A 25,815-nucleotide genomic window follows, 5' to 3' on the forward strand; every position below is an offset into this window, starting at 1 on the left:
TCCCGCACCGCCAAATGCAGACAACCACGATTTTTTCTAATCCTATGCGATGCGCTTCACATACGAGGTTGGCCAAGCACGCCATGAATTGCGCCATCCGAGACGCAGTTGCACCGACATTCATTAGCGCTCGTTAACTTTTGAGCGGATGGCGAATTGTGGGAATATGCAACCGTGTGCTAACGTTGGGTCACGTACGGTTTTAGAGCCGGTCGCCGGGGGTATCTGTGATCGATCTCGCACTCTGGCTTGCTCCGCTGGACGGTGAAAATCCGTCAGGCGAAGACTTGCGCAACGATCCGGCTTTTCATGAGCTGGAGCGGCTCACGGAGCCGCAGGTCAAGGTCGTCCATGACGGGCGCAACAAGCCAGCCGCGCAATCGACCATTCCGGTCGACTGGCCTGCCGTGCTCGGCAAGGCCGAGGAGTTGCGTTCGCATGGCCGCGACCTGCGCCTGCTTGTCATTGTCGCCCGGGCGCTGGCCAATGAAGAGGGATTGGCCGGACTGGCACAGGGCCTGACCCTGATTGCAAGGACCTTCGAGACGCATTGGGAGACGATGCACCCGGCGCTGCGGGCCAGCCCCCAACCACGCGAGGCCGCCCTGCGCCGCCTCAACGCGCTGGCCGACCTGCAGAACGGCCAGGAAGGCCTGCTGGCGAACCTCAGGCAGATGGTCTTCTTCGCGCCGCGTCCCATCGGGCCGATCAGTGGACGCGATCTCGAACAGGGTGCGCTCGACGATCGCGTCATGCTTCAGGAAGCGGCGTCGGGATTGAATGCCACGGAGAAGGCAGCGCTGGTCAGCGCGCACGGACAGCTCCTGAACCGGGTGGGCAGCGGTTGTGCCGCCTATCAGGACCATGCCGGTGAACAGATGACGGCGCTCATCGCCGGGGCGCACGCAGCGATCGAGGCGCTCGACGCAGTCGATGCGGCGCTGAATGCCCGCCTCGACAGCAACGGGGCTGCCGTCCCGGACCTGAAGCGGTTTTTGCAGCGCGTGCTGACGACGCTGGAACGCAATACGGCGGTCGAGACCACGGAAGAGGCAGCGACGAAGGGGGCGGCCAGCCCGGCTGCTCCCCCGGCAAGCCCGGCCGCGCCGGTCAGAAACGGTCATGGAGCCGAGACGATGGCAAGCTACGCGGAGACCGGTGCGGGGCTCCCGGACAGGATTTCCTCGCGCGACGATGTGGTGAAGTGCCTCGACCTTGTGGTCGCGTTCTACGACCGCACTGAGCCGTCGAGTCCGATCCCGCATCTCGCCCGCCGGGTGCGCAGGATGGTGCACATGGATTTCGTTGAACTGATGGAAGACCTCGCCCCGTCGGGGCTCAAGGAATTCCGGCTGCTCGCCGGCGTTCCCGACGCCAAGAAGACTGCCCAGAAGGATGAAAGGTAGCAACACATGCCAGCCGAAAGCAAAGCGAAGGTCATCGAGCGAAATCGCGCCCCGCGCGTGCAGATCGCCTACGATGTCGAAACCTACGGCAGCCCGACGACGATCGAACTGCCGTTCGTCATGGGCGTGATGGCCGACCTGTCGGGCGCATCGCAGACCAGGGAAGCGTCCAAGACGGTGCTCGACCGTTCCTTTGTCGAGACCGATGCCAACCGCTTCCCCAAATTCATGGAAGCGCTGGGGCCCAGGGTCAAGGCGCGGGTGAAGAACACGCTGCCGCAGGCCGAGGGACAGGAGCGCGACGAAGAACTGGCGCTCGACCTGACCTTCACCAAGATGGGCGATTTCGCCCCCGACAAGATCGCCGAACAGGTCCCGCAACTGGCCGAAATCCTGAAGATGCGGCGCCAGCTCGAGGAGCTGCTCGGCTTCATGGACGGCCGCGTCGATGCCGAAAAGCGCATCGCCCAATTGCTGAACAACCAGCCGCTGCTTGGCCAGATCGCCGCCCAGGCGCTGTCCGACGACAAGGGTGAGGAATAGATCATGGCCGAACAGCAAAAGACCGCAGCATCCGTCGCCGAGGCCGAGGCCGTCGATCTCGGCGAATTCAGCCAGCTCTTGGAGAAGGACTTCAAGGTCAAGAAGGACGACAGCGAGAAGCTGCAGCAGCTGGTTCGCAACCTGGCTCTGGCGGCGCAGTCGCGCTCCGAGACGACGACGATTTCGTCCAACTCGATCAAGTCGATCAAGTCGTTGATCGCCGGCATCGACAAGATGCTGACGACCCAGGTCAACGAAATCCTGCACGCGCCGGAAGTGCGGCAGATGGAAGGCACCTGGCGCGGCCTCTGGTACCTCATCAACAACACCGAGACGGATCAGAAGCTGAAGATCCGGGTGATGAACATTTCCAAGGAGCAGCTGGCCGATACGCTCGAAGACTATGAAGGCCAGATGTGGGACCAGAGCCCGATCTTCAAGAAAGTCTACACCGACGAGTATTCGATGCTCGGCGGCGAACCGATCGGCTGCGTCATCGGCGCCTACGAGTTCTCCAACCACCCGCGCGACGTCGGCCTTTTGCGCAACATCTCCGGCATCTGCGCCTCGGCGCACACGCCGTTCATCGCCGCCGCCTCGCCACGGCTGTTCCGCATGGACAGCTGGCAGGAACTGCCCAACCCGCAGGACCTGCAGCAGATCGTCTCCAACCCGGCCTACGCCTCGTGGCAATCGCTGCGCGAGAGCGAGGATGCGCGCTATATCGGGCTGACCATGCCGCGCGTGCTGGCGCGGCTGCCCTACGGCTCGGAGACAGTCCCGGTCAAGGGCTTCTCCTTCGAGGAGGAAGTGCAGGGCGATCACAACAAATATGTCTGGATGAACGCTGCCTTCCCGATGGGCGTCAACATCAACCGCAGCCACAAGCTCTATGGCTGGGGCACCCAGATCCGCGGCGTCGAAAATGGCGGCACTGTGCTTAACCTGCCGGTGCACTCCTTCCCGACCGATGACGGCTCGATCGCGATGAAATGCCCGACGGAAGTCGCCATCGACGACCGGCGCGAGGCGGAACTGGCCAAGCTCGGGCTGATGCCGATCCTGCACCGCAAGAACACCGATCTCGCGGCCTTTATCGGCGCCCATTCGCTGCAGGATGACGAGACGCGGGCGGGCCGCCTGGTCGACCCCGACGCCCAGTCCAACGAGCGGCTCTCCGCCAACCTGCCCTATCTGTTCCCGGTCTCGCGCTTCGCCCACTACCTCAAGGCGATTGCGCGCGACAAGGTCGGCTCGTTCAAGGAACGCACCGACATGCAGATCTGGTTGACCGAATGGATCAACCGGTACGTGCTGGCCAACCCGGCCTTCGCCGACGACAAGGCGCGCGCCAAGCGTCCGCTTGCCGCCGCCGAGGTGCAGGTCGACAGCGTGGAGGGCCGGCCGGGCTACTACAACGCCCGCTTCTATCTGCGCCCGCACTACCAGCTGGAGGGCATCAACGCCTCGCTTAGGCTGGTGTCGGAATTGCCGTCCGTGAAGACCTGATTGCAGCAACCAAACCTTTGTTTGAAAGCGGTGGAGAACGAAAATGCCCACAATGAAGATCGACGGTTTTCTGAAAGTTCCGGATATCAAGGGGCCCAGCACACGCGACGGCCATGACGACGAGATCGAAATCCATGGCGTCGATTACAAGATGGTCGCGCCCTACGACCCCAATTCCCTCTCGCGCCGAGGCCGCGTGTCGATGGGCATGATCAAGTTCACCAAGCACTATGACAAGGCCTCACCCTATCTGGCCAAGGCCCTGTTCGAAAACAAGGCGCTGGACGAGGTCAAATTCTCCGCGCGGCGGACCATCGACGGCGAGAGCAAGGACTATCTGGTCGTTACCCTGACCGACGCCTCGATCATGGAATACGACATGTCGCAGGCCGATGATGAAGCCGACCTGATCCAGGAGGAAGTCTCCTTCGCCTACAAGAAGATCAAGTTCGTCTATGACGACAATGACGAAGCCGAAATGGATGTCTATGTCGGCAAGTGACGGGCGAGCAAAGCGCCCTGCCGCCGACAAGGTACAGGCGGGCGGTTCACGGGCCAAGCGCGAGGCGGTACAGCCTTCGCTGTGGGACCGCCTCGTCAACGACCTGCCGGGCCTGAGCTCGGAGATAGACGGGCTCAGGCAGGCTCTGCAGGAGGAGCTTGGCGCAGAGCGCCTGGACGAGTTGCTGGCAGACGGACCGAGGCGCATCGACGCCGATGACGCATTGAACCCCGATCAGAAGCGCCGGCTGCACCGGCTGGCGTTTCAGAACCGGCACCGTGGCGAGCTTGAAAGCCGAGGCATCGTGGTGTCGCCCGATGTGCTGCGCGAGGCCGTGCGGCGCGACATCGAGGCGCTGTTCAACACCGAGCGTTTCGAATCCGCGCCGCTGCTATCCGATCTCGAGGCCGAGCAGATGACCGACAGTCCGACATCGCTGGCCGACTTTCCGGAGGTGCGCCGCAGCGTTGTCAATTATGGCGTGCCGTCCTTCTCCGGCCGGTCGTCGCGCGACTTCGATCGCGATGTTCTGGCACGCGAGATCCGCGCCGTGCTCGCCGCATTCGAGCCGCGGCTGAAGGAGAGCGCGACGAAAGTCACGGTCAACCTCGGCGACAAGACCGGCCTGAAGATCGAGATCGACGCCGTGCTGATCATGACGCCGACGCCCGAGCGCATGCGCCTGCGCACGACGATCAATCTCGACAACGGACTGGCGCGCACCGAGTTCAGGGAAGCCTGAGAGATGGACCGGGTCTTCGTAGAATATTACGAGGAGGAACTGTCCCACATACGCGGGCTGGCGGCGGAGTTCGCCGACATGCATCCGGCGGTTGCCCGCAATTTGTCGCTGGATACGGTGCCGTGTCCCGACCCCTATGTCGAGCGGCTGCTCGACGGCGTCGCCTTCCTCGCCGCGCGCACGCGCCTGAAGGTGGATGCCGAGCGCTCGCGGTTTTCGCGCAGCATCCTCGACGTGCTTTATCCCGATCTCGTCACGCCGGTGCCGGCAACCGCCATGGTGGTGCTGAAGCCCGGCCAGCAGGTGCAGACAATGCTTGCCGGCCACGTCGTCAAGCGCGGCACGCGGCTGGTCTCCAGCCTGCAGGCCGGCCTGTCGACACGCTGCACCTTCACCACCGCGCAGGACATGACGCTGTTTCCGATCGCGATCAGTTCGGTCGGCTATTTCCAGGACCGCAGCGCGCTTGCCGCCGCCGGCATCGGCCCGATCGCCGGCAAGGCCGGCGAAGCGGCACTTCGCATCACGCTGGCGCGGACCGGCAAAGGCAAGCTCGACGAACTGGCGCTCGACCGGCTCGACTTCTATTTCGCCAACCGCACCAAGGCGCCGCTAATCTTCGACGCCATCTTCGGAGTCTGCTCTGGTGTCGGCGCTCGACCGGAAGGCAAGACCAATCCATTGTCGCCGCTACCGCCGCCGGAGATGGTCGGCATTGCCGATGCCGAGGCGCTGATGCCGCGCACGCGGCCGACCTTCGAAGGCTACCGCCTGCTGCGCGAATATTTCATGATGCCCGAGCGCTTCCATTATGGGCGCGTCACCGGCTTGCTGCCGGTCGTGCGCAAATGCCAGGCCGGGCTCGAAATCATCTTCCTGTTCCGGCGTCCGGTGCCCGAACTCGCCGATCTGACGCCGGCGGATTTCGATCTCTTCGCCACCCCGATCATCAATCTCTTCGAGCGCGAGTGCAACATCGTCGAGCTCGACCAGCGCAAGACACGCCAGGTGCTGCATGCCGACCGCACGCGGGCGCGCGACTTTGAAATCTACCGCGTCATCCGCGTCGAAGACGCCGATGCCGAGGGACCCGACGCGGAGATACCGGAACTCTTCAGCCTTGGGCAAAATCGCGGCAGCGGCTGGGTCTATTCGACGGAGCGGCGGCCGCGCCGGCCGACCGAGGACGAGCGGCGCCAGGGCGTGACGCGGACCTCCTATGCCGGCGACGACGTCTTCCTGGCGGTGTCGCGCCCAGTCAACAGTCAGGCCAACCGGCCGCTCAAGCGCGTCGATATCATGGCGCTTTGCACCAATCGCGACCTGGCCATCCTCGACGACACGCCGACCCTGACGCTGGAAGCCGGCGACCCTGTGGAGACGGTCCGGCTGCTCGGCGCATTGCGTTCGCCGCAGCCGGCGATCCCGGCAGCGCTGCCGACCGGCGCCGACGGCGAGTCGCGCGCCGACGACCTGGCCTGGCGGCTGGTGTCACAGCTGGCGCTCAACTTCCTCAGCCTGGCCAAGGAAGGCCGCGGCGTCGATCCGCTGCACGCGCTGCTCGATCTCTATGCCGAGCGCGGCGACCCCGGGCTCGCCCGCAATGTGCGCTCGATCGTGCGCATCGACTCGCGCGCGGTGATCGAAAGGCTGGCGATCGAAGGGCCGATGTGCTTCGGCCGCGGCACGGAAGTGACGCTGCATGTCGACCAGTCGGTGCTGGCGGGACAGAGCACTCTGCTGCTGTCGGGCCTGCTGTCGCGGCTGTTTGCCCGCCATGCCGGCATTAACGGGTTCGTGCGCACGCGCACGCGGTTGCTCCAGAAACAGGAGGATGTGCCATGGCCGATGACGCCCGGCAATCGCTACCTGATCTAGAGCGAGCCGCAACCCTGTCCGAGAGTTTCGACTTTTTCGAACTGCTGCGCCGGCTCGAACGGCAAGGCGGCCTGTTCGGCCATTCCGGCCGGCCGGACCGCGAGCCGGCAAGGCTCGGCCAGAATGTGCGGCTGTCCTTCGCAGTGCAGGACGTGGTGGATTTCCGCGAGCCGACGGACAAGTCGCCGGCACGCGTCACGGTCAACAATCTCGGCCTGCTCGGACCCGAAGGGCCGATGCCACTGCATCTGACGCGCTGGGTGCTCGATCGCCTGTCGCAACGCTGGTATGCCGGCGCCGAGGCGCGGCAGACGAGCGACACGACCTTCGTCGATTTTGTCAATATCCTGCAGCACAGGATGATCGCGCTCTACTATCGGGCCTGGGCGGATGCGCATCCGGCTGTGCAGGTCGAACGCGGTGTCGGCGGCCGCGTCCGTTCCATGCTGGAAGCGATGGCCGGCATCGGGCTGCCGGGCACGCAGGATGCCGAACTCGATACAGTAAAACTTCGCCAGGCCGCCTCGCTCGCTGCCCAAGTCGACGGCCCCGAGCGACTGACGCTGTTCCTGGCCGAAGCCTTCAAAGTGCCGGTGGTGCTGAAGGAGTTCGTCGCGGCCTGGATGACCATCCCCAAGGCGCTGCAGACGCGGCTTGCCGGCAGCTATGCCACGCTCGGCCGCAGCGCCACCATCGGCCCGCGCAGCTTCAGCCGGCAGAGCCGCATCGAGCTGCGCATCGGCGCGCTCAGCTATATCGATTACAAGGCCTTCCTGCCGGGCGGTGAGCGGCTGAAGCTGTTGAAGCAGGCGGTGCGCGACCTGATCGGCGAGACCATCGATGTCGATCTCAGGATCGTGCTTGCGGCAAAGGCAGTGCCGCCGGCGAAGCTCGGCACCGTCCAGCTTGCCCGCACCACCTGGCTGGCGCGACCGGTCGAAAAGGGGGACGCCGACGACATGCGGTTGCGGACCATCGTCGGCTGGCGGGAAGAGGTGGCGGCATGAGCCTGCTTCTGATTCTCGAACAGGGACCACGCGCGCAAGTCACGCGGCAGGCGCGGCTGGACGAGGGCGAGCTGGTAATCGGCCGCAGCGCCGACGCCGACTGGCAGATCAACGATCCCGACATGTTCGTCTCGCGCGCCCACTGCAAGATCACCAGCAAGCAGGGCGGCTATTTCGTCACCGATACCTCCAGCAGCGGGTTGTTCATCGACGATGCCGCCAGCCCGCTCGGCGCGGGAAATACCGCGCGCCTGCAAAGCGGCATGCGACTGCGACTGGGCGACTATGTGGTGTGGGTCGATTTGCAGACGGCGAAGACCGAGGCGCCGGCCTCCAGGCCTTCAGCGCCTGCCAGTAAGCCGGCGGCGTCGCGGGCGCCGGTCAGCCTCGGCGGCGACGATTTCTTTTCGTCCACCACGGAAGAAGAGCCGGGACGGCCACGCCCTGCCAACCTGCCCGATCCATTCGAAAAGCCGGTGCCCGGCGCATTCGCGCGTGCGCGGTCCGATGAACGCAGCTCGCAGGCGTTCGACGATCCGTTCAGCCTCGACCCTGTGGCAACGCCGGTGGCCGAGCCCACTGACAGAAACGGCGCCAAGCCATCGTTCGACGATCCCTTCGGCCTCGACTCCGCGCCGCGGTCGAGAGAGCCGAGCAGATCCAATCCTGAGAAGCTGCCGGCCTACGATGACGGGTTTGGTTTCGGCCCTGCCGGGTCCACCAGCCTCGACGCCGGCGTGACGGATGGCGGTGCAACCGATGCGCCCTCGCCTGCCCCCTCTGCAGCGCCCTGGGATCTGCCAGTCCGCGCGGTCGAGCCATCGCCACCGCAGCCACCGCCTCCCCCGTCTCCACCGCCACCACGCGCTCCTGTCCGCCAATCCGCGGCGCGGCCGTCAGCCGGACCGTCGGACGCGGAATTGCGCGCCGCTTTCCTGCGCGGCATGGGCATGGACGAGGCCGATTTTCCCGGCGGCGATCCGGTGGCCGACATGGAAAAATTCGGCCGCGAGTACCGGCTGATGATGGAAGGGCTGATGCAGCTTTTGCGCAAGCGCGCCGAAGAGAAGGGCAACGCTCGCGTCGCTCAAACGGTGGTTGGCGCATCCGAAGTCAACCCGCTCAAATTCCTGCCCTCGGTCGACGATGCGCTGGTAACCATCCTGGCCGAGCGCAGCCCCGGTTTCCTCGGCGCCGAGGCGGCGATCAAGGACGCGGTGCGCGATCTGGCGCAGCATCACGTTCGCGCCTGGCGCGGCGTGCAAGGCGCGCTCAAGCGCATGATCGACCGCTTCGATCCGGCGGCGATCGAGCAGGAACTGAAGTCGAGTTCGGCGATCGGCAATCTGCTGACCGGCGGGCGCGGAGCCAAGCTCTGGGAGTTGTACCAGAAACGCCACCGTGAAATCGCTCGCAGCGCCGAGACGCGTTTTCTGGGCGAGATCGGCGCTGATTTTCGTGATGCATATGAGGAGGACTGAGACATGATCGACAGACGCGAATTTATCCTTGCCATCGGGGCGACGGGACTGCTGACGGCTTGCCAGAGCGGCCCGCCGAAACCATCCGTCATCACAGTGAATCTTGCCGGCGGCGCCGGCATGAACCCGGGACCGGGCGGCGGCGACAGGCCGGTGACGGTGATGATCTTGCGCCTGAAGAGCACCGGCGCCTTCAACTCGGCCGACTATTTCGCCCTGCAGGGCGGTGCCGGCGCGGCACTTGGCGGCGATCTCATCGGCTCCGACACGGTTTCCGTCGGACCCGGCAAGACCGCATCGAAGACCATCACGGTCGAGCCGGAAGTGGCAGCACTTGGCTTCGTCGCGCTGATCAGGGAACCCGGCGGGCGCAACTGGCGTACGACCAAATCGGTTTCGCCGGGATCGAAGTTCACCGTCAATGTGAAGCTCGGCAGCGGCGGCATTTCCGCCTAAAGCGCGTCGCGTTTGAACGCGATCCAGGCGACGCGCTTTAGGTCTTTGTTTTTATGCATGTCGTTCTCTCAAAACCGTGACCACTTTTGAGCGACATGCATTGGGCGGCGAAATCCGCAAAGCCGCGCGAGGCGATGAGCAGGAAGCAGAGAGTGTCGGCATGAGCGATGCAAACAGGGTGCTGTGGTCGGAGGGACTGTTCCTCCGCACCCAGCATTTCCAGCAACAGGACCGCTTCTTCGAAGCGACGGTGCGCGGCGCCTTGCAGGCCGGGCATCTGCATACGTTCGGCTTTCGAACGCTGATGCTCGATCAGGCACAGCTCGATGCCGGCCAGATCTCGGTGCTTTCGGCGCGCGGCATCTTTCCCGACGGGACGCCGTTCGCGATCCCTGAGACGATGGATGCGCCGCGGCCGCTGGCGGTGACGCCGGAGATGGGCGCGGGGCCAGTGCTGATCGCACTGCCGCTCGAACCGCCCGGCGGCGTCGGCTTCGACCCGGCTCACGCCGAGCCGTCCGGCGCACGCTATCGCGGCCGGATCGTCTCGGTGCGCGACGCCGTGCATGGCGGCTCCGATCCTGAGGAAATCGAGATCGCACGGCCGCAGGCGCTGTTGCTGGCGCCGGGCACGGCCGTCGGCGGCTACACCGCGCTGCCGGTGGCCGAACTCAAGGGCGTGCGCGCCGATGGCGGCGTTGCCCTGGACGACACCTTCCTGCCGCCGACCTTGGTCATCGGCGCGGCGTCCTGGTACAGCCGCCTGCTGCAGGAAGTGGTCACCGGCCTTGACCAGATCGCCGAGGCGCATGGCAAGATGGTGCTGGGCGGCCCCGGGCGCAGCGTCGAGGATCTTCTGATCCTCAATTTGGTCAACGCCGCGCGGCCGCGGCTGGCGCACATGCTGGCGCAGGATGTCTTCCATCCGGCTGAGGTCTACATGGAACTTGCCGGCCTTGCCGGCTCGATGGCGACCTACGGTTCGAGCGCAAGGCGGCTCGGCGAACTGCCTGTCTACGACCACATGGCGCCCGGACCCGCCTATTCGGCGCTGGCCGATGCGCTGCGCTCGCTGATCCTCAGCCTGCGCTACATCGAGCCGAAATCGCGCGCCCTGCCGGTCATGCGCCATGCAACCAATGTGTGGAAGATCCGCATCGACAACCCGAAACTTCTGGTGGCGAGCCGCATCGTGGTGCGGATCGGCTCCGAACTGTCGGAGGATGCCTTGCGCAAGATTTTCGTCAACCAGGCGACGGTCGGCTCGGCCAGCGAATTCGAAGGGCTGTGGAAATCACGCCTGCCCGGCATTCCGCTGAAGCCCCTTCATTCGCAGCCGCGCGAAATTCCCTATGACGGCGACCGGCTGTGTCTCGAACTGGACCAGAAAAGCGAGCACTGGGCCTCGCTGCTCGAAGCGCCGGGTTTCGTGATCGGCGTTTCGGGCGTGCTGCCCAGCGAACCGCAGGTCGACTGCTACTCGGTCAACAGGTGAGATGATGAGCAGGGACGATCCATTCGGACTGTCCGAGGATCGGGAGCGGACGCGCATTCGGCTGAGCGGAGCGCCAACGCCGCGCGCCATGCCGCTGCCGGCGTCAGGGGTGACCGCGAAACGCTCCGCGCGCGCGCATCCGAACGTGCTCGTCAACGCGTTCTCGCCGCTGCTGGAATTTGCACCCGAACTGGAAAACGCGCAGCCGCCGGAGAACCCGGAAGCCCTGCGCACCAGGCTGCTGGAGGAACTCGTGCGCTGCCGCGACGCCACGATGGTGCAGGGCTCCTCGCTCGAGCGAGCCGACCAGGCGGCATGGCTGGTGGCTGCGTTGCTCGACGATCTGGCGCTGAATACGCCGTGGGGCGGAGCCAGCGCATGGCCACGCCAGCCGCTGGTGGTGATGCTGCGCGGCGACGTCGATGCCGGCGCGCAGTTCTTCGCCCGGCTCGAAGAGCTTGAACGCCATCCCAATCGCGACCGCGAAATGCTGGAGTTGCAATATCATTGCATGGCGCTCGGCTTCCGCGGCAAATATCGCGTGCCTGGCCGCTCCGGCGACCGTTCGCTCAATGCGGTGCGGGTGGCCGCGGCGCGTTTCCTGCGCGACAGCGACGCCGAAGGCGCACCGCTTTCGCCCAACTGGAAAGGCGTGATCGCCTCCGACGAACCGCAGCGCTTCATCGTGCCGATCTGGGTGATGGTTGCGGCAGCGGCGGTGATCGCCACCGCCATTCATATCGGGCTGTCGATGAGCCTGAGCAGCCAGGCGGTCGAGCTTTCGGCGCTGGTTCGCGCCTTGCCGCCGCCGACGCGTACGGATGTCACCCGCGCTTCGCCGAAGGTCGACGCGCCGCCGCCGGTGGCGGTGGATTTCGCGCTGCTGCCGGAATTCCAGGCGGCAGCACCCGACGAGCTCAAGAGAGCGCTGAGCGGCACGGAGAGCGTGTCGCTGGCGCGGCTGGTCATCCAGGCCTCCAATCCCGAACTCTTCCAGTCGTCGCGAGCACAGCTGACAGACGGCTTCGATCCGCTCATCGCCTCGGTCGCCAAGGTGATCCTCGAGAATCAGGAGTTGATCGGCGATATCACCGTGGTCGGCCACACCGACGGCGTTCCCTTGCAAAAGACCAACCCACTGTCCACCAACCAGCGGCTGTCTGAAGCCCGCGCCGCGGAAATTGCCGATATCCTGGTTCAGAACGGCGTGCCGAAGGAGCGCGTGCGCTCCGAAGGCCGGGCCGCAACCGATCCGGTCGCCGACGACGGCACACGCGAGGGGCGGGCCTTGAACCGCCGCGTCGAAGTGCTGGTCGAAAAGAGGCTGTGACATGTTCATCCTGCGCTTCCTCTGGGCGGTCCTGACTTCGCGTTTCCTGTGGACGCTGATCGGCCTGGCGCTGCTGTCCCTGATCATCTGGGTGTTCGGCCCGATCGTACGGGTCGGCGACTATGTGCCGATGGCGTCGGAGACGGTGCGCATCGTCATCATCGCGCTTTTGGTGATCTTCTGGCTGATCTGGCTGATCGTCGCGCAGCGCCGCGCGATGCGCGCCAACCGCATGTTCGTCGCCGAGATTTCCGCCCCGGTCGAGGAAAAGCGGCTCAGCCCCGGCGAGGAAAACGTCGCCGCGGTTGGCGCCAAGTTCCAGGACGTCATGGTCGAGCTGAAGCGCCGCAAGCTCGGCGGCCGCAAATTCCTGCGCGAGATGCCGTGGTATGTGATCGTCGGCCCGCCGGCGACCGGCAAGACGACGGCCTTGCGCCAGTCCGGCCTCAACTTTCCGATCGACCTCACCGACGATCTGCAGGGCATCGGCGGTACGCGCAACTGCGACTGGTTCTTCTCCGAAACCGCAGTGATGATCGACACCGCCGGCCGCTATGTCCAGCAGGAAAGCCAGCCCGATGTCGACGCCGTGGAATGGCTGGGCTTCCTCGACCTGTTGAAGAAGCACCGTGGCCGCCGGGCGCTGAACGGCGTCATCGTTGCGCTTGGGATCGACGCGCTGTCCGAGGGCGACGAAGCCGTCAAGGCGCATGGCCGCAAGATCCGCAGGCGCCTGGCCGAGCTCGAAGAGCGGCTGGAAATCCGCCTGCCGGTCTATCTCATGCTGACCAAGGCCGATCTGATCAGAGGCTTCGAGGCCTTCTTCGGCGGCCTGTCGACGGCGGCGCGCGAACAGGTGTGGGGGACGACCTTCCCACTCGATGCACGCGTCGACGCCAAGACGATCGCGGGCGAAATCACGACGCTGTCGAGGGAGCTGGAAAAGCGGCTGGTGCCACGGCTGGAGGATGAGGACAAGCTGGCCGAACGGGCCGAGATCTTCCGCTTTCCCGCACAGCTGCAAAGCCTGTCCGAGCCGATCCAGGTGCTGGTCGAGGCGATGTTCGGCGAGAGCCGCTACGAGGAGGCAGCCTGGCTGCGCGGCCTCTATCTGACCTCGGCCACCCAGGAAGGCGCGCCGATCGACCGGCTGACCGCGGCGCTCGCCTCCTCCTTCGGGCTGCCGGCACGACGCACGATGCCGGCGCAGCGCTTCGAGAAGCGCAGCTTCTTCCTCAAGAACCTTTTGACCGAGGTGATCTTCAAGGAGGCCGGGCTCGGCACCTTCGATCCGCTGGCGCAGCGCCGCCGCAGCTGGATCTGGCGCGGTGCCGCCGCTGCCTGCGCGGCTGCGGCCATACTCGCCGGCGGCCTGTTCACCTGGTCCTACTACGACAACCGCAACGCCATCGCCGCGCAAGCCGGCCAGTTCGAAGCACTGCAGGCGCCGCTGACGTCGACCGCCGCGACGCCCGCCTCGGTGCTGCAGCCGGCTATGGACGTTGCCCTGACCGCCATGGACGAAGTCGCCAATGCCAGGACTGCGCCTCCGAACAAGGCACAGGACCTGCTCGGACCATCGGCTTCGGCCGAGATGATGCGGGCGCAGACCGACACCTATGACCACGCTCTGCGCAACGTGCTGGAGCCGCGGATGGTGGCGTTGCTCGAAGCGACCATGTGGCGGCAGATCCGCGATCCGGACTTCATGCTGGGGGCGCTCAAGACCTACCGCATGATGACCGGCCTGTCTCAGATGGACTCCGACTTCGTCGAGAATTGGTGGGTGAACGACCTGCCCGAATTCGCGCCGGCCGCGCCCTTCCCGACAGCCGATGCGGAAGAACACCAGCTGGCAGCGATCCGCCGCATGGCGGTCGACGACAGCTACATCGCGCCCGACCAGGCGCTGGTCGCCGAAGCGCTGAAAACGGTCTGCACGATCTCGCTGCCGGCGCGGGCCTACAAGCAATTGCTGGCCGATCCGGCGGTGGCCGGATTGAAGGAATGGATCCCCGCCAATTTCGCCGGGCCGAACGGCGCCAAGGTGTTTTCGCGACGCTCCGACAAGACGCTGCGCGTCGGCATATCAGGCGCCTTCACCTATGACGGCTTCCACGATGCGATCCTCGACCGGGTCGAGGATGTCGCCGCCCAGGCGGCACTCGACCGCGCCGTGTTTGCCGGCGGCTGCTCGGAAAATTCCGAGACCTCGGTGTCGGCGCTGTCGGAAGATATCCTGAAGCTCTACTATGACGATTACATCGCGCAGTGGGATAGTTTCCTGCGCGACATGCGGCTGGCGCCGCTGAGCGACCTCAACATTGCCAGCGAGAATCTGAAGGACCTTTCCAGCGCCGATTCCGCGCTGAAGCGGCTGTTGACGGCGGTGGTCCAGGAGGTCGACCTCACCCGCTCGGACGACGCGCCGGCGACTGACGACAAGGCGGCGGCGAAGGGCGGCTCGAAACTGCTGGGCAAACTCGGCAAGCTGGGCAAGATCGTCAAGACCGGCGCCAAGCTGTTGCCGCGCGCAGGATCGGCCAGCGAAGTCGACCTGACCGGCACGCTGGTGGCCGAACACTTCAAGCCGCTCAAGAGCACGATTGCCGAGGTCGACGGCCAGCCGCCGGCGCTCGATGCCGCGGTCGTCGCGCTGACGGCGCTGTCCAACGTGCTGCAGACGGTGACCGCCAATCCCGACCCGCAGGACGCGATCAAGAAACAGGGCGGGCTTGCCGAACTGACCGGCGCCGTCGCCCGCCAGGCGCAAATCCTGCCCGACCCGGTCAACACCTGGCTGAGCGGCATTGCCGGCGACACCAGCGGGTTGACGCAGAAGGCCGTGGCCTCCGAGCTCAACGCCATCTGGCGCGCCGACATCCTGCCCTTCTGCCAGGCCGCGCTCAACGACCGCTATCCGTTCAGCCCGGACAGTGCCGTCGACGTCAACGTGCGCGACTTCGCCCGCCTGTTCGGACCGGCAGGGATGATCGACGGCTTCATCAACGACCATCTGATCGGCTATGTCGACACCTCGGCGCAGCCTTGGAAATGGCGTGCCGATTTCGGCCTCGACCCGTCCGCACTTGCCGCCTTCGAGCAGGCGCGGCGCATCCGCGACGATCTCTTTCCCGGCGGTCAGGGCCCGGTGATGGCCTTCACGCTCGAGCCGACCGACCTGTCGCCCAACGTGACCCGCGTCACGCTCAACCTCGATGGCCAGAACCTGGTCTATTTCAACAATGCGACGCGACCGCAACCGATGACCTGGCCCGGCAAGGACGGCACCGGCGTCATCTCGCTCGCCTTCCAGCCGATCGACGGCTCGCCCGAAATCATGCTCAACGAGACGGGAAGCTGGGCGTGGCTGAGGATGCTGCGCGGCGGCCGCTTCACCGGGACGTCGCTGTCCGATGTCTACAGCCTGCGGCTCGGAACGAAAGGCATGTACGCCGATTTCAAGCTCAAGGCGGCGAGCGTGGAAAATCCCTACAACCTCCAGATGTTCAAGAAATTCTCATGTCCGCCGCAGATATGAACACCGGCTTCTTCGGCAAGATTCCGGCGACCGGAGATTTCGTCGCCGTAAACCTGCCGCGGACCTTCATCGACCGCTGGGACCGCTGGATGTCGATGGAGTTGCGTGAGAGGCCCGACGAGGGGGAATTGGATTCGCGTGTTTGGCGCTTCATCGTCAAGAGCGGCATTTTCGGCGACCGGCCCTGTGCCGGCGCATGGCGCATGAGCGAGGACCGCGTGGGACGCCGCTATCCGTTCGCGATCATCGGGATTGGGGCTACACCGGCACCTGACGATGCATGGTTCGACGGCGTTGCGTCAATCGTTGATGAAGCGGTCGAATTGCAGAGGACGCAGTCCTGGATAGCCGAAGGCTTGGCCAACCTTGCCGCGCCCAGCAACAGCCATGGCGATCCGAACCGGATTGGCTTCTGGCTCGACGACTGGTCGGTGCATGAGTTCGCGTTCTCGGATATTCACGACCTGGCGGCCAACGCCCTGCCGAAAATGCGCGCCCCGCGCCCTGAGACGGAATAGCTCTGATGGGCAGCACAGTCTTTGCTGAAGGCATGGGCTTCTTCCACAAAGGAAGCGGCGGCAAGGGCGTGGCGCCGGGAGATGTGTGCTTGAGCCCGCCTTCCCCGCCGGCAGGCCCGGTTCCGGTTCCATACGTCAACATGCTGTCTTCCAGCGATCTCACCAAAGGCAGTAAGAGCGTCAAGATCGAAGGCAATCCGACCGCGCTCGAAAGCTCGTCGGAGGTTGCGACCAGCACCGGCAACGAGCCGGCCACCCAAGGCCTCGGCGCGGGGGTCATAACGCACAAGATCAAGGGCAAGGGAGTGTTCAAGCTCTGGTCGTTCGTCGTCAAGGTGGAGGGTAAGGGTGTCTGCCGCCATGGCGACACCATGGAGCAGAACACGGCAAGTCCACTCCCGAACACCATCGATACCGCCGCCTTGGTCAACTTCCGCAATGCTCTTCTGGTGAAAGAGAAGAAGAAATGCACGACCGATTATTGCTACGACGATCATTACACCCAGCCAACAGGCCCGCAGAAAGCCAAGGTTCAGAACCGGCCATGCTGGGAATGCAAACGTAACCTTGACAGGTTGAAGAAACGCACGACCGGCAAGAACAAGACCGCGATCAAGCGACTGGAGGCGAAGGTCAACCGGCAAATTTCGGGGAAGGAAGCCCCGCTGATCGCCGATCACCAGCCGACGCAGAAGGCAGCGTGGTACGCGGGTGGATGCAATATAGAGATCGTCCCACAAGGCTTCAAGGATGCGATGAAAGCGCTTTACGTCAGGCCGCATTGCTCCAGCCACAGCAACAGCCAGCCGGGCCGGCAGTCGAAGGTGGACAACAAGGCGATTAGGAAGTTCATGAACGCTCGGGGGATCTAGGCGATGAGTGCAACGGGTTTTGCCGATCTCGACGCTGACTATACGGCGATAATCGATGCGTGGACCGCAGAGCTCCACGCCGTCATGCCGGCGATCGAGGAATGGTGGGGCGCACTGCAGCAGCGCCTGAACGCCTCCGGTGAGAACATAGCCAATCTGCATTGGCCCGCCGGGCTGGTGGCCCATCCACGGATTCTGGCGATCTACCGCAAGCACTACTTCAAGGTTCACGGCCTGAACCTTGAACGGTACGCCCGACAGACCGATGATGACGACGAGGACGATGAATCGAACTGGGGTGAGGATGGCGACGAAGCGGACGCCAGCGGTCCCGTGCCGCCCAATCTGCTGCTGGTCGAAATGATGTCCGAATACGACACGGAACTATTCAAGTACTTCAAGTACTTCGTCTATGTCCCGATCGGCGAGGATCCATCTCTCGAAATGTGCTGAGGCTAGAAGAAGATGGCAATGCGGATTGATCATAGTGTCGAACTCGGCCTGAACCGGCTTCTCAACGCACCCCAGGACGTTGTCGGTCCCGATCATGGAATCCGCCTTTCGCGCCGCGAGGCCTCTGCTGCCTATAGGTCCCTGTTCAAGGCCTACCTCGCTGACTTGCAGGAGACGTTCGAGGTGGCTTCCGAGATCTGGGAAGCTGGCCTCGACGAACTGGTCGATGGCGGCCTGACCGTCAATCAAGCGATCACGGCCCAGCTGGATGATGCAGCGGCCGGCCCGGCGAATCATCCGGCGGTGGTGTGGCTCGTGCGGGAATACTGGCTGCGATGCGTTGCGATGGGGGAAACGCTGCCCGCGGCCGACCGCCTCGCGCCTGAGGTGTTCCTGCTGCAATGGGTCGTCGATGAAGGCAACAAGGAATATGTAGAACTGCTGACGGCCATGCCCTATTGGCCGATCGGGCTTGATGAAAACGGCCGGTGGTGCTGAACGATGGCCTTCGATGTCTGGCTGGAAAACAGGACACCCTTCGCCGCCGCGACGCACGTCCAATTGAATGCTGACGGCCAAGAAACTCTGATTGTCATGCTGTCGGCAAGTTTCACGGCGACGGATGAAGGAAAGGAATTCCAGCCAGCGGCCGAACAGGTGCCGGTGATCTTTGGCGATGAGCCTTTTGGCGATCCGGCCCTTTCATCGACCCGCTACGAAGCGGACATCGCGCCCGTCAAGCCTGGCGCCGAGGTGATCGTGAATGGCGTCGCGCACGCGCCGGATGGAAGGCCGGTACGCGAGATGCAGGTTGGCCTGCGTGTCGGTAACTCGATCCGCAAGGTATTGCAGGTCGTCGGGGACCGGATCTACGACTCCGGCGGCTACAGCGCACCGGCGCCTTTCCGGACCATGCCGATCGTCTATGAACGCACCTATGGCGGCACTTTGGAAGACTTGCGCACGGACCAGCGCAATCCAGTCGGCGTGGGGTACCATAACGCCCGGTCTGCAGATCCTGCGGTCAGAACCGAGGCGCCCAACGTCATGTATCCGGGCGAAGCGCAAGCCCGACCTGGGGAATCCCTGAGGCCGGCGGGATTCGGGACGATTGGCCGGGGCTGGCAACCGCGCCTGGCTTTCGCCGGAACCTACGACAAGGCTTGGCTCGAATCCCAATGGCCGCTCGCTCCCAAAGACTTCGACACGCGGCATTATATGTGCGCCCCAGCCGATCAGCAGATGGCCGGCATCGGCAACGGCGAGGATATCACGGTGATCGGCATGACGGCTTCGGGCAGATGGGATTTCCGCCTGCCGCGCATCACGGCCCCGCTTCGGCTCATTTATGACGATCGTGTAGAAGAAAACGCGTTCAAGCCTGACACCGTGCTCATCGAGCCTGACTTGAAGCGCGTGACCCTTAAGGCTCGTTTGGCAGTGGTAATCCGGCGCAACGTGCCGGCGCTGCGGGAAATCGCCTTCGGCCACATTTCTCCTGTTTGGATCAATGCGCGCCGCAAGCGAAAACTCTATCTCAATCTTCTCGGCGGCGACGGGGCCCTGCGCGATCGCTCGGCGTGGCAGCCGTGAAGCGGCCGCTCTACATCTCGGTTGGTGGCGCCGTCACGCCTGCTGGATTGAACGCGCGCCAGACCATCTCAGCCATTCGCGCCAACCTGTCAGCATTTCAGGAGGTGCCTCTTTCAGAGCCGTTTCCCACCACACAGATCGTGGCACGCATTCCAGCCAAGGCGGGCCTGCGACGCAATGACGGGGTATGGCTCGCCAGCATGGGCGCCCGCGCTCTCAAGGAGGCGATGCTCGACAACAAGGCAACGCCGGACCACACCGCTGTTCTGCTCGCGCTGCCGGAGAGTTTCCGCGACCATCCGGCGTATGAAGAGGTCGAGCGGGGGCGCCTTTTGAATGCCATTTTCGAGCGATGCGGCCTGCGCTTCAATGCCGGCTCGCGCGTATTTGACGGCGGTGCCGCAGCCAGCGCCGGACTGCTCGACTATGCCGGCGACATGCTAGAATCCGGGACCGTCGCGCAGGTGCTGCTGGGTGGTGTGGACAGCCTCGTCAACGGGACCGACATTGCGCGCTTGATGCGAGCCAATCGTCTGAAATCCGAAAACAATGCTCAAGGGGCAGTCCCTGGCGAGGGCGCTGTCTTCGTGCGCCTGACGCGAGCGCCGGGGAGCGGGCCGGCTGCAATGATTTGCGGGGCGGGCCTGGCTCAAGAGATCGACAGCGTTCTTTCCGAACGCCAGAGTCAAGGCCGTGCGATGGTGGCTTCGCTGCTTGCTGCCTTCAGCGGGTCCGGACCCAAGGAACCCGATATCGAGTTCCTTGTCAGCAATGGAAACGGGGAACGGTACAGCGGGCTCGAACAACTGGTCGGTCGCTCGCGCTTCTACCGCACGCACCGCGAGATATTCCCGACAGCCTACCCTGCGATGACGGTCGGCGACATTGGAGCCGCTAGTGCGGCACTTGTTCTGATGCTGGCGGCCGACAGTTTTATAAGCGGTTACGCGCCGGGCCGCGTCGCAGCCTGCGAGCTTGCATCCGAGGGTGGCAACCGGTCGGCGATCGCGCTTACCGACCTCCGCCAACGCTGAACGGAGGGACAAGCCTTCCCTCGGCGAAAGCGATCACATCCACGCCGGGAACTTGCGTGTCCTGCGCCAGTCTGCCAGCGGCGCCTCGGGCGTGGCGATTGCCGCGCGCAACGCATCCACCCTGAGCCTGCGCATCGAACGGAACAGACGATGGTTGCGCCCGCCGCGCCCTTCGTCCCACCATGCTTCGACGCGATCGGCGGCCGGCAGCGAGCTGTCGTCGAGTTGGGCAAAGCCCTCGCCAAGAACAGCTGGATCGGCAACGAAAAGGTCGGTGTCGCCGAAGTCCACCTCGAACAGATCGCGAAGTGCTGCACCCGCTGCGGATGCCAGTTCCGGCTCGCGCATCTTCTCGATCAGCCACGGCACCACCGCTTGGTCGCCGAGCAGCCCGATCGATGCCGTGGCCGCGATGCGCAAGACAGGCTGTCCGAGACGTGATTGCAGCCAGGCCTTGCCGGCCTTCGGCGGCGTCGTCAGCAGGCGCAACTCGATCGCCGCCTGCGCATGGTCCGTCTCCGTCAGCACGATCTTGTCGATCACCGAGTGCGCGGACCGAGCCTCGCCAAGCAGGCAAGCAGCGAAGGCGGCCGCAAGACGTTCTTTCGTTGTCTCGCCGTCAAGCCCAGCCAGGACTTCCGGAAGCAGGTCGCGCCGCCTGAGCACGCCGGCGAGCCGGACGGCGCGCCAACGCACGTTCGCATTGGAATGGCTGGCCAGATCATGCAGGCGCTGTCCCGGATCGACGCGATGATGCCAGAGCGCAGATAGCCCAAGACAGCGCAGCCGCGCGTCGCGCGTGTCCAGCCACTGCGCCACGAACGGGCGCAGGTTTTCGCCCGGCGTGCGCGCGATCGCGGCAGACAGGCTCGATATGCCGGCGTCACCTAGGCTTGCGCCCGCGTCGATTGCAGAGGTCACCAATTTGGCATCGCTCCAACGCATTGCCAGAGTGCCAAGCACGAAAATCTCGCCCGGTTCGGCGTAGTCGGCGAAGCGCGCTTGAGCAGCTTCCCAACCGGCCTTGCCGGCTGCCATGAGCCCTTCGAGATTGGCTTCGAGACGCTGGTCGATGCGGCCGATATCGGTCTCGTCGAGGATTGGACCGTCGATCTCCAGACGACGTCGAAGCCACAGGAACGCCGCGTCCTCGGCGTGTTGGTCCACGATCGCCGCAATGGTCGCGATGCTGTGCATCGGCAATGCCTCAGTTAAGATGCACGGCCCCGCCGCGGATGCGGTTGGTGCCACTGGCCTGGCTGGTCAACTGGGTGCCACGAATGGTCACGCGTCCATTCTTCTCCAGAATGATCGATGCCAGGCCGCAGCGCAGTTCAATGCGCTCATCGCCGTTGATGACGACACGTTCGCCGTCGCGGACGACTTCGAGGCTCCTGCCGCGGGGCGCAGGATCGACGATGCGCCCGACCACCAGCGGCCGCGCCGGGTCGCCGCCCTCGAAGAGCAAAGCCAGTTCGGATCCGACGGCCGAAACGTCCAGCTCCGTCAGGCTGCGCGCCGCTATCGCGGTCTCGCGCGGATTGCCGACGAAGACAACCAGCGGCGCCCCGCCTTGGAAGCCGATCAGCAGGCCGATCACGACGCCGTCGATACGCTCCAGCACTTCCATGATGATGCCCTCAATTGTTGTTGATCGTGCTGCCCTTGACGATCACCTCGCCGTCGGCCTTGACGGTGATCTTGCCGCTGCCCTTGAGGGTAATATCCTTCCCATCAGCGACAATGGTGCCATCCTTTTTCATCGTGATCGAGGCCGAACCGCATTTGAGCGTGATCGAGTCGGCCGCCTCGATCATCAGATTCTTGCCGACCTTGATCACACTGTCCTCGGCTATCTGGATTCCGCTGCCTTTGCCGACCTTGAGCGCGTGCCCGCCGCCGACATCGGTTGCGTCGTCCGCAGCGATTTTTGCCGACCTGCCCTTGCCGATCTGCGACGACTGTGCCCCGCCGATGGTGAAACTCTGATCGGCGCCAACATTGACGCTTTGCGCCGCCGCGATGTTCCAGCTATCAGCCGCGCCGATATCGTGGCTCTGCGCAGCACCTACGGTGACCGACCGCGTCGCACCGATCGTGTTCGTCTGCGGACCGCCCACAGTTCGGGTCTCGGATGCTCCGACCGAATCGACCCGGGCCGCGCCAACGGTCACCGTCTGGACGATTGCAACCGTCTGGGTGTGGTTGGCACCTATGGTCTCCGTGGAGTTCGAGCCGATGTTGATCGTCTCATCGACCCCCACCGTCAGTGAGCGGTTCTTGCCCACCGTCTCAGTGTCGTTCGACCCGATATTGGTCGTCTGGTCGACGCCGACCTTGACCGTCTTGTTGTTGCCGACGTCCTCGTCGAGGTTGTGACCGACGGAGTGCTTGGCGTCGTGGTCTATGCGGTCGGACTGGTCGTGCTGGACCAGCTTCTGGCGATCATTCTTGATCAGAAGGTGATGGTCCTTCTGCGCCTGGAAATTGACCAGTTCGGAGCCGGCCTTGTCCTCGAACATCAGCTCGTTGTAGCCGCCACCGCCCTTCGACGAGTTGGATTTCCAGCCCGACTGCGTGGCGTTGCCGGGCAGCCCGTAGGGCGGCATCTGCGAGGCGTTGTAGACCCGGCCGGTGATGATCGGCAGATCCGGATTGCCTTCGATGAAATCGACGATCACTTCCTGGCCGATGCGGGGAATCTGGATGAAGCCCCAGCCGCTGCCGGCCCAGGTCTGCGACACGCGCACGAAGCACGAGCTCTTCTGGTCCTTCTTGCCCAGGCGGTCCCAGTGGAACTGCACCTTCACCCTGGCATATTTGTCGGTGAAGATTTCCTCGCCGGACGGACCGACGACCGTCGCCGTCTGTGGCCCGCGCATGATCGGCCGCGTCGTGATGCGCGGTGGCCGATAGGCGACTGAAGTCGGCGCCACGCCGAGCACGACCTTGAAATTCTCGCCATCGGTGTCGACGCCGGCGCGGTAGCCCGGATCGAACAGCCGGTATTCGGCGCTGACGACCAGATACTCCTTGTTCTGGTCTTTGCGCGGAAAGCCGTCGAGCTTGAAGGTGCAGCCGGAGAACAGGCCGCGCACGGTGCCGACGGCGGCAATGCGCATATGCGGCGCCTGGATTTCTTCGCGCCTGATCGCCGCCAGGCTGTCGCCGCGGCCGACTTCCAGATGCGCGCCGGGGTGGCGATAGTTCTCGCCGGCAGCCTGCTTGTGGCCGAAGGGCTGCGCCGACTTCGCCATCAAATCGGCGGCGGGTTTTTCGAAGTCATAATCGGTGTGGGCATAGGCGCCGGGGCGCACCGCGCTGCCTGGAATCCAGTCGGTGATGTATTCGACGTCGCGGCGCGAGCCCTGCCCTTCGAACTGATATAGCACCGTCTCATAGCCCGGCGCCGGCTTGAGCTTGCTCATGGCGTCGGCCAGGATCAGTGTGTGCTCACCCTCGGCATGCTCGAAGAAGTACATTATGCCTTCATGCTCGAGCAGCCGCTGCACGAAATCGAGGTCGCTCTCGTCGTACTGCACGCAATATTCGCGCGGCGGATAGGAGCCTTGCAAGCGCTTCTCGAACTTGGCGATGCCGCCATATTTGGAGAAAATCTCCTCCACGATCTCGACGGCGGTCTTGTCCTGGAAAATGCGGCAGTCGGTGGTATTGCCGAGGAACCACAGCCACGGCCTGACGACCGCCTCATAGTGAGCCAGCCGATCTTCGATGCGGGTAAGGCGAAACTCGGCGATGAGGCCGCTGAACCAGCGCTTGGGGTCGGCCTCGCCTTCGATCGAAACGGCGCCGCCCAGCATCTTCAGCGGGTCGATATCGGCATTGGTCGAAACAAATCCAACGGTGTAGGCAAGGCAGCGGCTGATCTCGTCGCGGCCGACGAGATGCGTGAAAGTCAACAGTTCGGCGCCGACCGGCGTCTGCACAAGCGCGGCGCGTTGTTCACTCGGCATGGGTCGTGCCCCTCCTGAGCGCTAGTGTGGCAGGTTCGAAGCCCTTCTTGTGTTAACGACCTCACGTTCAGGGATATTTCGCAACTTGCCACCCAAGCCATGTTGAGCCTACCACATGTTCTATGGCAGACCAAAGAGGACAAGCGGCAGGCCGTTGCTGTTTGCGCCGCTTTCGCCAGTGTGAAACGCCGCTCTCCCGCTGTGCCCGCAAGCTGCTAGACTGTGGCACATCGGATCAATGGAAACGGCAGCGGTCGACGGTCCATAGCGCATGTTCATCAGTCTGCAGATCAGCAATGTCGATGTCCTGCCTGCCGGGCTGCCGCCCGGCTACGCATCGCGCGACCGCGGCTTCGAGATCGGGCGGGAGAACTGCGCCTGGACCTTGCCCGATCCGGACAAGTTCATCTCCGGCCGACATTGCGAAATCCGCTACGAAGGCGGCGCCTTTTTTCTCCACGACGTCTCGCGCAACGGCACATTCGTCAACGGGTCGAGCCAGCGCCTGACCGGCCCGCATCGGTTGGCGCAAGGTGACCGGCTCCGGATCGGCCGCTATATCGTCTCGGTGTCGATCGATGACGGGAACCCAGCCTTCGGTGGCCATGGTTCGACGCAACGGCAGATGCCAGTTGCCGGATCCTTTCCAGACCATGTCGCATCGCCACGGTCACCGACCGCGCCACCCGCTTCGGTCTCCAGCCGGCCGCAGCAAGCCGACGAGATCCTGCGCGCGATTGCCGCCGGCGCCGGCATTCCGCCAGAGGTGCTTTTGCTGCGCCAACCGCAGGAGGTAGCCGGCGAGATCGGCGCGGTGCTGCGCATCGTCGTCGACGAGCTGGTGTTGCTGTTGAAGGCGCGCGCCGCTGCAAAAGTCCTGGCCAAGACCAGCGACCGGACCATGATCAATTCCGCCGACAACAATCCGCTGAAGTTCGTGCCCGGGACAGACGAAATCCTCGACATCATGTTCGCGCGGCGCAGGGCCGGCTATCTCGATGCCAGGCACAGCATCGAAGACGCTTTCCACGACCTCAAAACACATGAATTCGCCACCTTCGCCGCCATGCAGGCAGCGCTGTCGCGGTTGCTTGACGATCTGTCGCCCGAGGCGATTGCGAAAAAACTGCCGCCATCCTCCTTTGCCTCGAAGAAGACGCGCGCCTGGGACGCGCTGGTCGCGACCTGGCGGGCCAAGGAGGAAGCGCACGAGAACGGCATGCTGGACATATTCCTCACCTATTTCAGTGAAGCCTATGCCAAGGCCGCCAAACAGAAGACCGGCAAGGGCTAAGCCCGCGCACCGCTGAAGACACCGTGAAGGCGACCCGAGCACGGGCCGGCCACCAAAATTGCGCCGGGTTTCCATCGCAACCTTCTGAGACTACGATCACATACGACGATTGAGCACGCGGGTACGGTTGGTCGACCTCGGGGGTCTGCGGCACATGTCATGTCACGGCGAGATAGCGTCCTGCGGT

General features: G+C 64.3%; 22 protein-coding genes. 19 read left to right on the plus strand and 3 right to left on the minus strand.

Annotation, left to right across the window (positions count from 1 at the left end):
- Nucleotides 1-227 precede the first annotated feature (227 nt).
- The 18 genes from tssA to NKK50_RS24075 all read left to right on the plus strand — a co-directional run bounded on the left by tssA (nucleotide 228) and on the right by NKK50_RS24075 (nucleotide 20,360).
- A complete protein-coding gene (tssA, locus tag NKK50_RS23990) occupies nucleotides 228-1,406 on the plus strand; it encodes a type VI secretion system protein TssA (RefSeq protein WP_023701537.1) in 1,179 nt (392 codons plus the stop codon).
- Between the two features lie 6 nt (nucleotides 1,407-1,412).
- Nucleotides 1,413-1,949 (plus strand): type VI secretion system contractile sheath small subunit, encoded by a 537-nt coding sequence (gene tssB / locus NKK50_RS23995; protein ID WP_023673718.1) that lies wholly within the window; start codon nucleotides 1,413-1,415, stop codon nucleotides 1,947-1,949.
- A gap of 3 nt (nucleotides 1,950-1,952) precedes the next feature.
- The gene (gene tssC, locus NKK50_RS24000; RefSeq protein ID WP_023682611.1) at nucleotides 1,953-3,458 is read left to right on the plus strand and encodes a type VI secretion system contractile sheath large subunit; all 1,506 of its coding nucleotides are present in this window, start codon (nucleotides 1,953-1,955) and stop codon (nucleotides 3,456-3,458) included.
- Between the two features lie 52 nt (nucleotides 3,459-3,510).
- A complete protein-coding gene (locus tag NKK50_RS24005; RefSeq protein ID WP_023673716.1) occupies nucleotides 3,511-3,960 on the plus strand; it encodes an Hcp family type VI secretion system effector in 450 nt (149 codons plus the stop codon).
- The gene (gene tssE, locus NKK50_RS24010; protein ID WP_023687033.1) at nucleotides 3,947-4,702 is read left to right on the plus strand and encodes a type VI secretion system baseplate subunit TssE; all 756 of its coding nucleotides are present in this window, start codon (nucleotides 3,947-3,949) and stop codon (nucleotides 4,700-4,702) included. The genes NKK50_RS24005 and tssE overlap by 14 nt, the downstream gene beginning before the upstream one ends.
- A gap of 3 nt (nucleotides 4,703-4,705) precedes the next feature.
- Entirely contained in the window at nucleotides 4,706-6,580 is a 1,875-nt protein-coding gene (gene tssF / locus NKK50_RS24015; protein ID WP_023682613.1) for a type VI secretion system baseplate subunit TssF, read from the plus strand.
- Complete coding sequence (gene tssG / locus NKK50_RS24020) at nucleotides 6,544-7,587, plus strand: type VI secretion system baseplate subunit TssG (RefSeq protein ID WP_023673712.1); 1,044 nt, start codon at nucleotides 6,544-6,546, stop codon at nucleotides 7,585-7,587. The genes tssF and tssG overlap by 37 nt, the downstream gene beginning before the upstream one ends.
- Entirely contained in the window at nucleotides 7,584-9,068 is a 1,485-nt protein-coding gene (gene tagH / locus NKK50_RS24025; protein WP_023834860.1) for a type VI secretion system-associated FHA domain protein TagH, read from the plus strand. Before tssG ends, tagH (NKK50_RS24025) begins: the two co-directional genes overlap by 4 nt.
- Nucleotides 9,069-9,071: 3 nt before the next feature.
- A complete protein-coding gene (tssJ, locus tag NKK50_RS24030; protein WP_023673710.1) occupies nucleotides 9,072-9,524 on the plus strand; it encodes a type VI secretion system lipoprotein TssJ in 453 nt (150 codons plus the stop codon).
- 160 nt (nucleotides 9,525-9,684) lie between these two features.
- Complete coding sequence (tssK, locus tag NKK50_RS24035) at nucleotides 9,685-11,019, plus strand: type VI secretion system baseplate subunit TssK (protein WP_023825972.1); 1,335 nt, start codon at nucleotides 9,685-9,687, stop codon at nucleotides 11,017-11,019.
- A 4-nt stretch (nucleotides 11,020-11,023) separates the two neighbouring features.
- Nucleotides 11,024-12,349: a type IVB secretion system protein IcmH/DotU gene (icmH, locus tag NKK50_RS24040; RefSeq protein ID WP_023823515.1), complete on the plus strand. Its 1,326-nt coding sequence runs from the start codon at nucleotides 11,024-11,026 to the stop codon at nucleotides 12,347-12,349.
- A 1-nt stretch (nucleotide 12,350) separates the two neighbouring features.
- A complete protein-coding gene (gene tssM, locus NKK50_RS24045; RefSeq protein WP_352543947.1) occupies nucleotides 12,351-15,890 on the plus strand; it encodes a type VI secretion system membrane subunit TssM in 3,540 nt (1,179 codons plus the stop codon).
- Nucleotides 15,872-16,408 carry a type VI secretion system-associated protein TagF gene (gene tagF / locus NKK50_RS24050; RefSeq protein WP_023815184.1) on the plus strand — a complete coding sequence of 179 codons (537 nt, stop codon included), beginning with the start codon at nucleotides 15,872-15,874 and terminating at the stop codon, nucleotides 16,406-16,408. The genes tssM and tagF overlap by 19 nt, the downstream gene beginning before the upstream one ends.
- Before the next feature lie 5 nt (nucleotides 16,409-16,413).
- Nucleotides 16,414-17,280 (plus strand): DUF4150 domain-containing protein, encoded by an 867-nt coding sequence (locus tag NKK50_RS24055; RefSeq protein WP_023682619.1) that lies wholly within the window; start codon nucleotides 16,414-16,416, stop codon nucleotides 17,278-17,280.
- 3 nt (nucleotides 17,281-17,283) lie between these two features.
- Nucleotides 17,284-17,733 carry a hypothetical protein gene (locus NKK50_RS24060; protein WP_023682620.1) on the plus strand — a complete coding sequence of 150 codons (450 nt, stop codon included), beginning with the start codon at nucleotides 17,284-17,286 and terminating at the stop codon, nucleotides 17,731-17,733.
- 18 nt (nucleotides 17,734-17,751) lie between these two features.
- Nucleotides 17,752-18,231 carry a hypothetical protein gene (locus tag NKK50_RS24065; protein ID WP_352543948.1) on the plus strand — a complete coding sequence of 160 codons (480 nt, stop codon included), beginning with the start codon at nucleotides 17,752-17,754 and terminating at the stop codon, nucleotides 18,229-18,231.
- Nucleotides 18,232-18,234: 3 nt separating this feature from the next.
- The gene (locus tag NKK50_RS24070; protein ID WP_023682622.1) at nucleotides 18,235-19,326 is read left to right on the plus strand and encodes a DUF2169 family type VI secretion system accessory protein; all 1,092 of its coding nucleotides are present in this window, start codon (nucleotides 18,235-18,237) and stop codon (nucleotides 19,324-19,326) included.
- Nucleotides 19,314-20,360, plus strand: a complete 1,047-nt coding sequence (locus NKK50_RS24075; RefSeq protein WP_023815183.1) for a hypothetical protein — start codon at nucleotides 19,314-19,316, stop codon at nucleotides 20,358-20,360. The genes NKK50_RS24070 and NKK50_RS24075 overlap by 13 nt, the downstream gene beginning before the upstream one ends.
- A gap of 33 nt (nucleotides 20,361-20,393) precedes the next feature.
- Here the strand turns inward: NKK50_RS24075 and NKK50_RS24080 are convergent, their stop codons facing one another.
- Genes NKK50_RS24080 through NKK50_RS24090 form a run of 3 tightly spaced genes read right to left on the minus strand, consistent with a single transcriptional unit; the run spans nucleotide 20,394 to nucleotide 24,334 of the window.
- The gene (locus tag NKK50_RS24080) at nucleotides 20,394-21,557 is read right to left on the minus strand and encodes a hypothetical protein (RefSeq protein WP_023704807.1); all 1,164 of its coding nucleotides are present in this window, start codon (nucleotides 21,555-21,557) and stop codon (nucleotides 20,394-20,396) included.
- 10 nt (nucleotides 21,558-21,567) lie between these two features.
- A complete protein-coding gene (locus tag NKK50_RS24085; protein WP_023682625.1) occupies nucleotides 21,568-21,993 on the minus strand; it encodes a DUF6484 domain-containing protein in 426 nt (141 codons plus the stop codon).
- Between the two features lie 7 nt (nucleotides 21,994-22,000).
- Nucleotides 22,001-24,334, minus strand: a complete 2,334-nt coding sequence (locus tag NKK50_RS24090) for a type VI secretion system Vgr family protein (RefSeq protein WP_023815182.1) — start codon at nucleotides 24,332-24,334, stop codon at nucleotides 22,001-22,003.
- A gap of 271 nt (nucleotides 24,335-24,605) precedes the next feature.
- Between NKK50_RS24090 and tagH (NKK50_RS24095) the strand changes: the two genes are divergently transcribed.
- Nucleotides 24,606-25,628 (plus strand): type VI secretion system-associated FHA domain protein TagH, encoded by a 1,023-nt coding sequence (tagH, locus tag NKK50_RS24095; protein ID WP_023692193.1) that lies wholly within the window; start codon nucleotides 24,606-24,608, stop codon nucleotides 25,626-25,628.
- The last annotated feature ends 187 nt before the right edge of the window (nucleotides 25,629-25,815 follow it).

The sequence above is a fragment of the Mesorhizobium sp. M0001 genome (assembly GCF_040324255.1).
Lineage (GTDB): Bacteria > Pseudomonadota > Alphaproteobacteria > Rhizobiales > Rhizobiaceae > Mesorhizobium.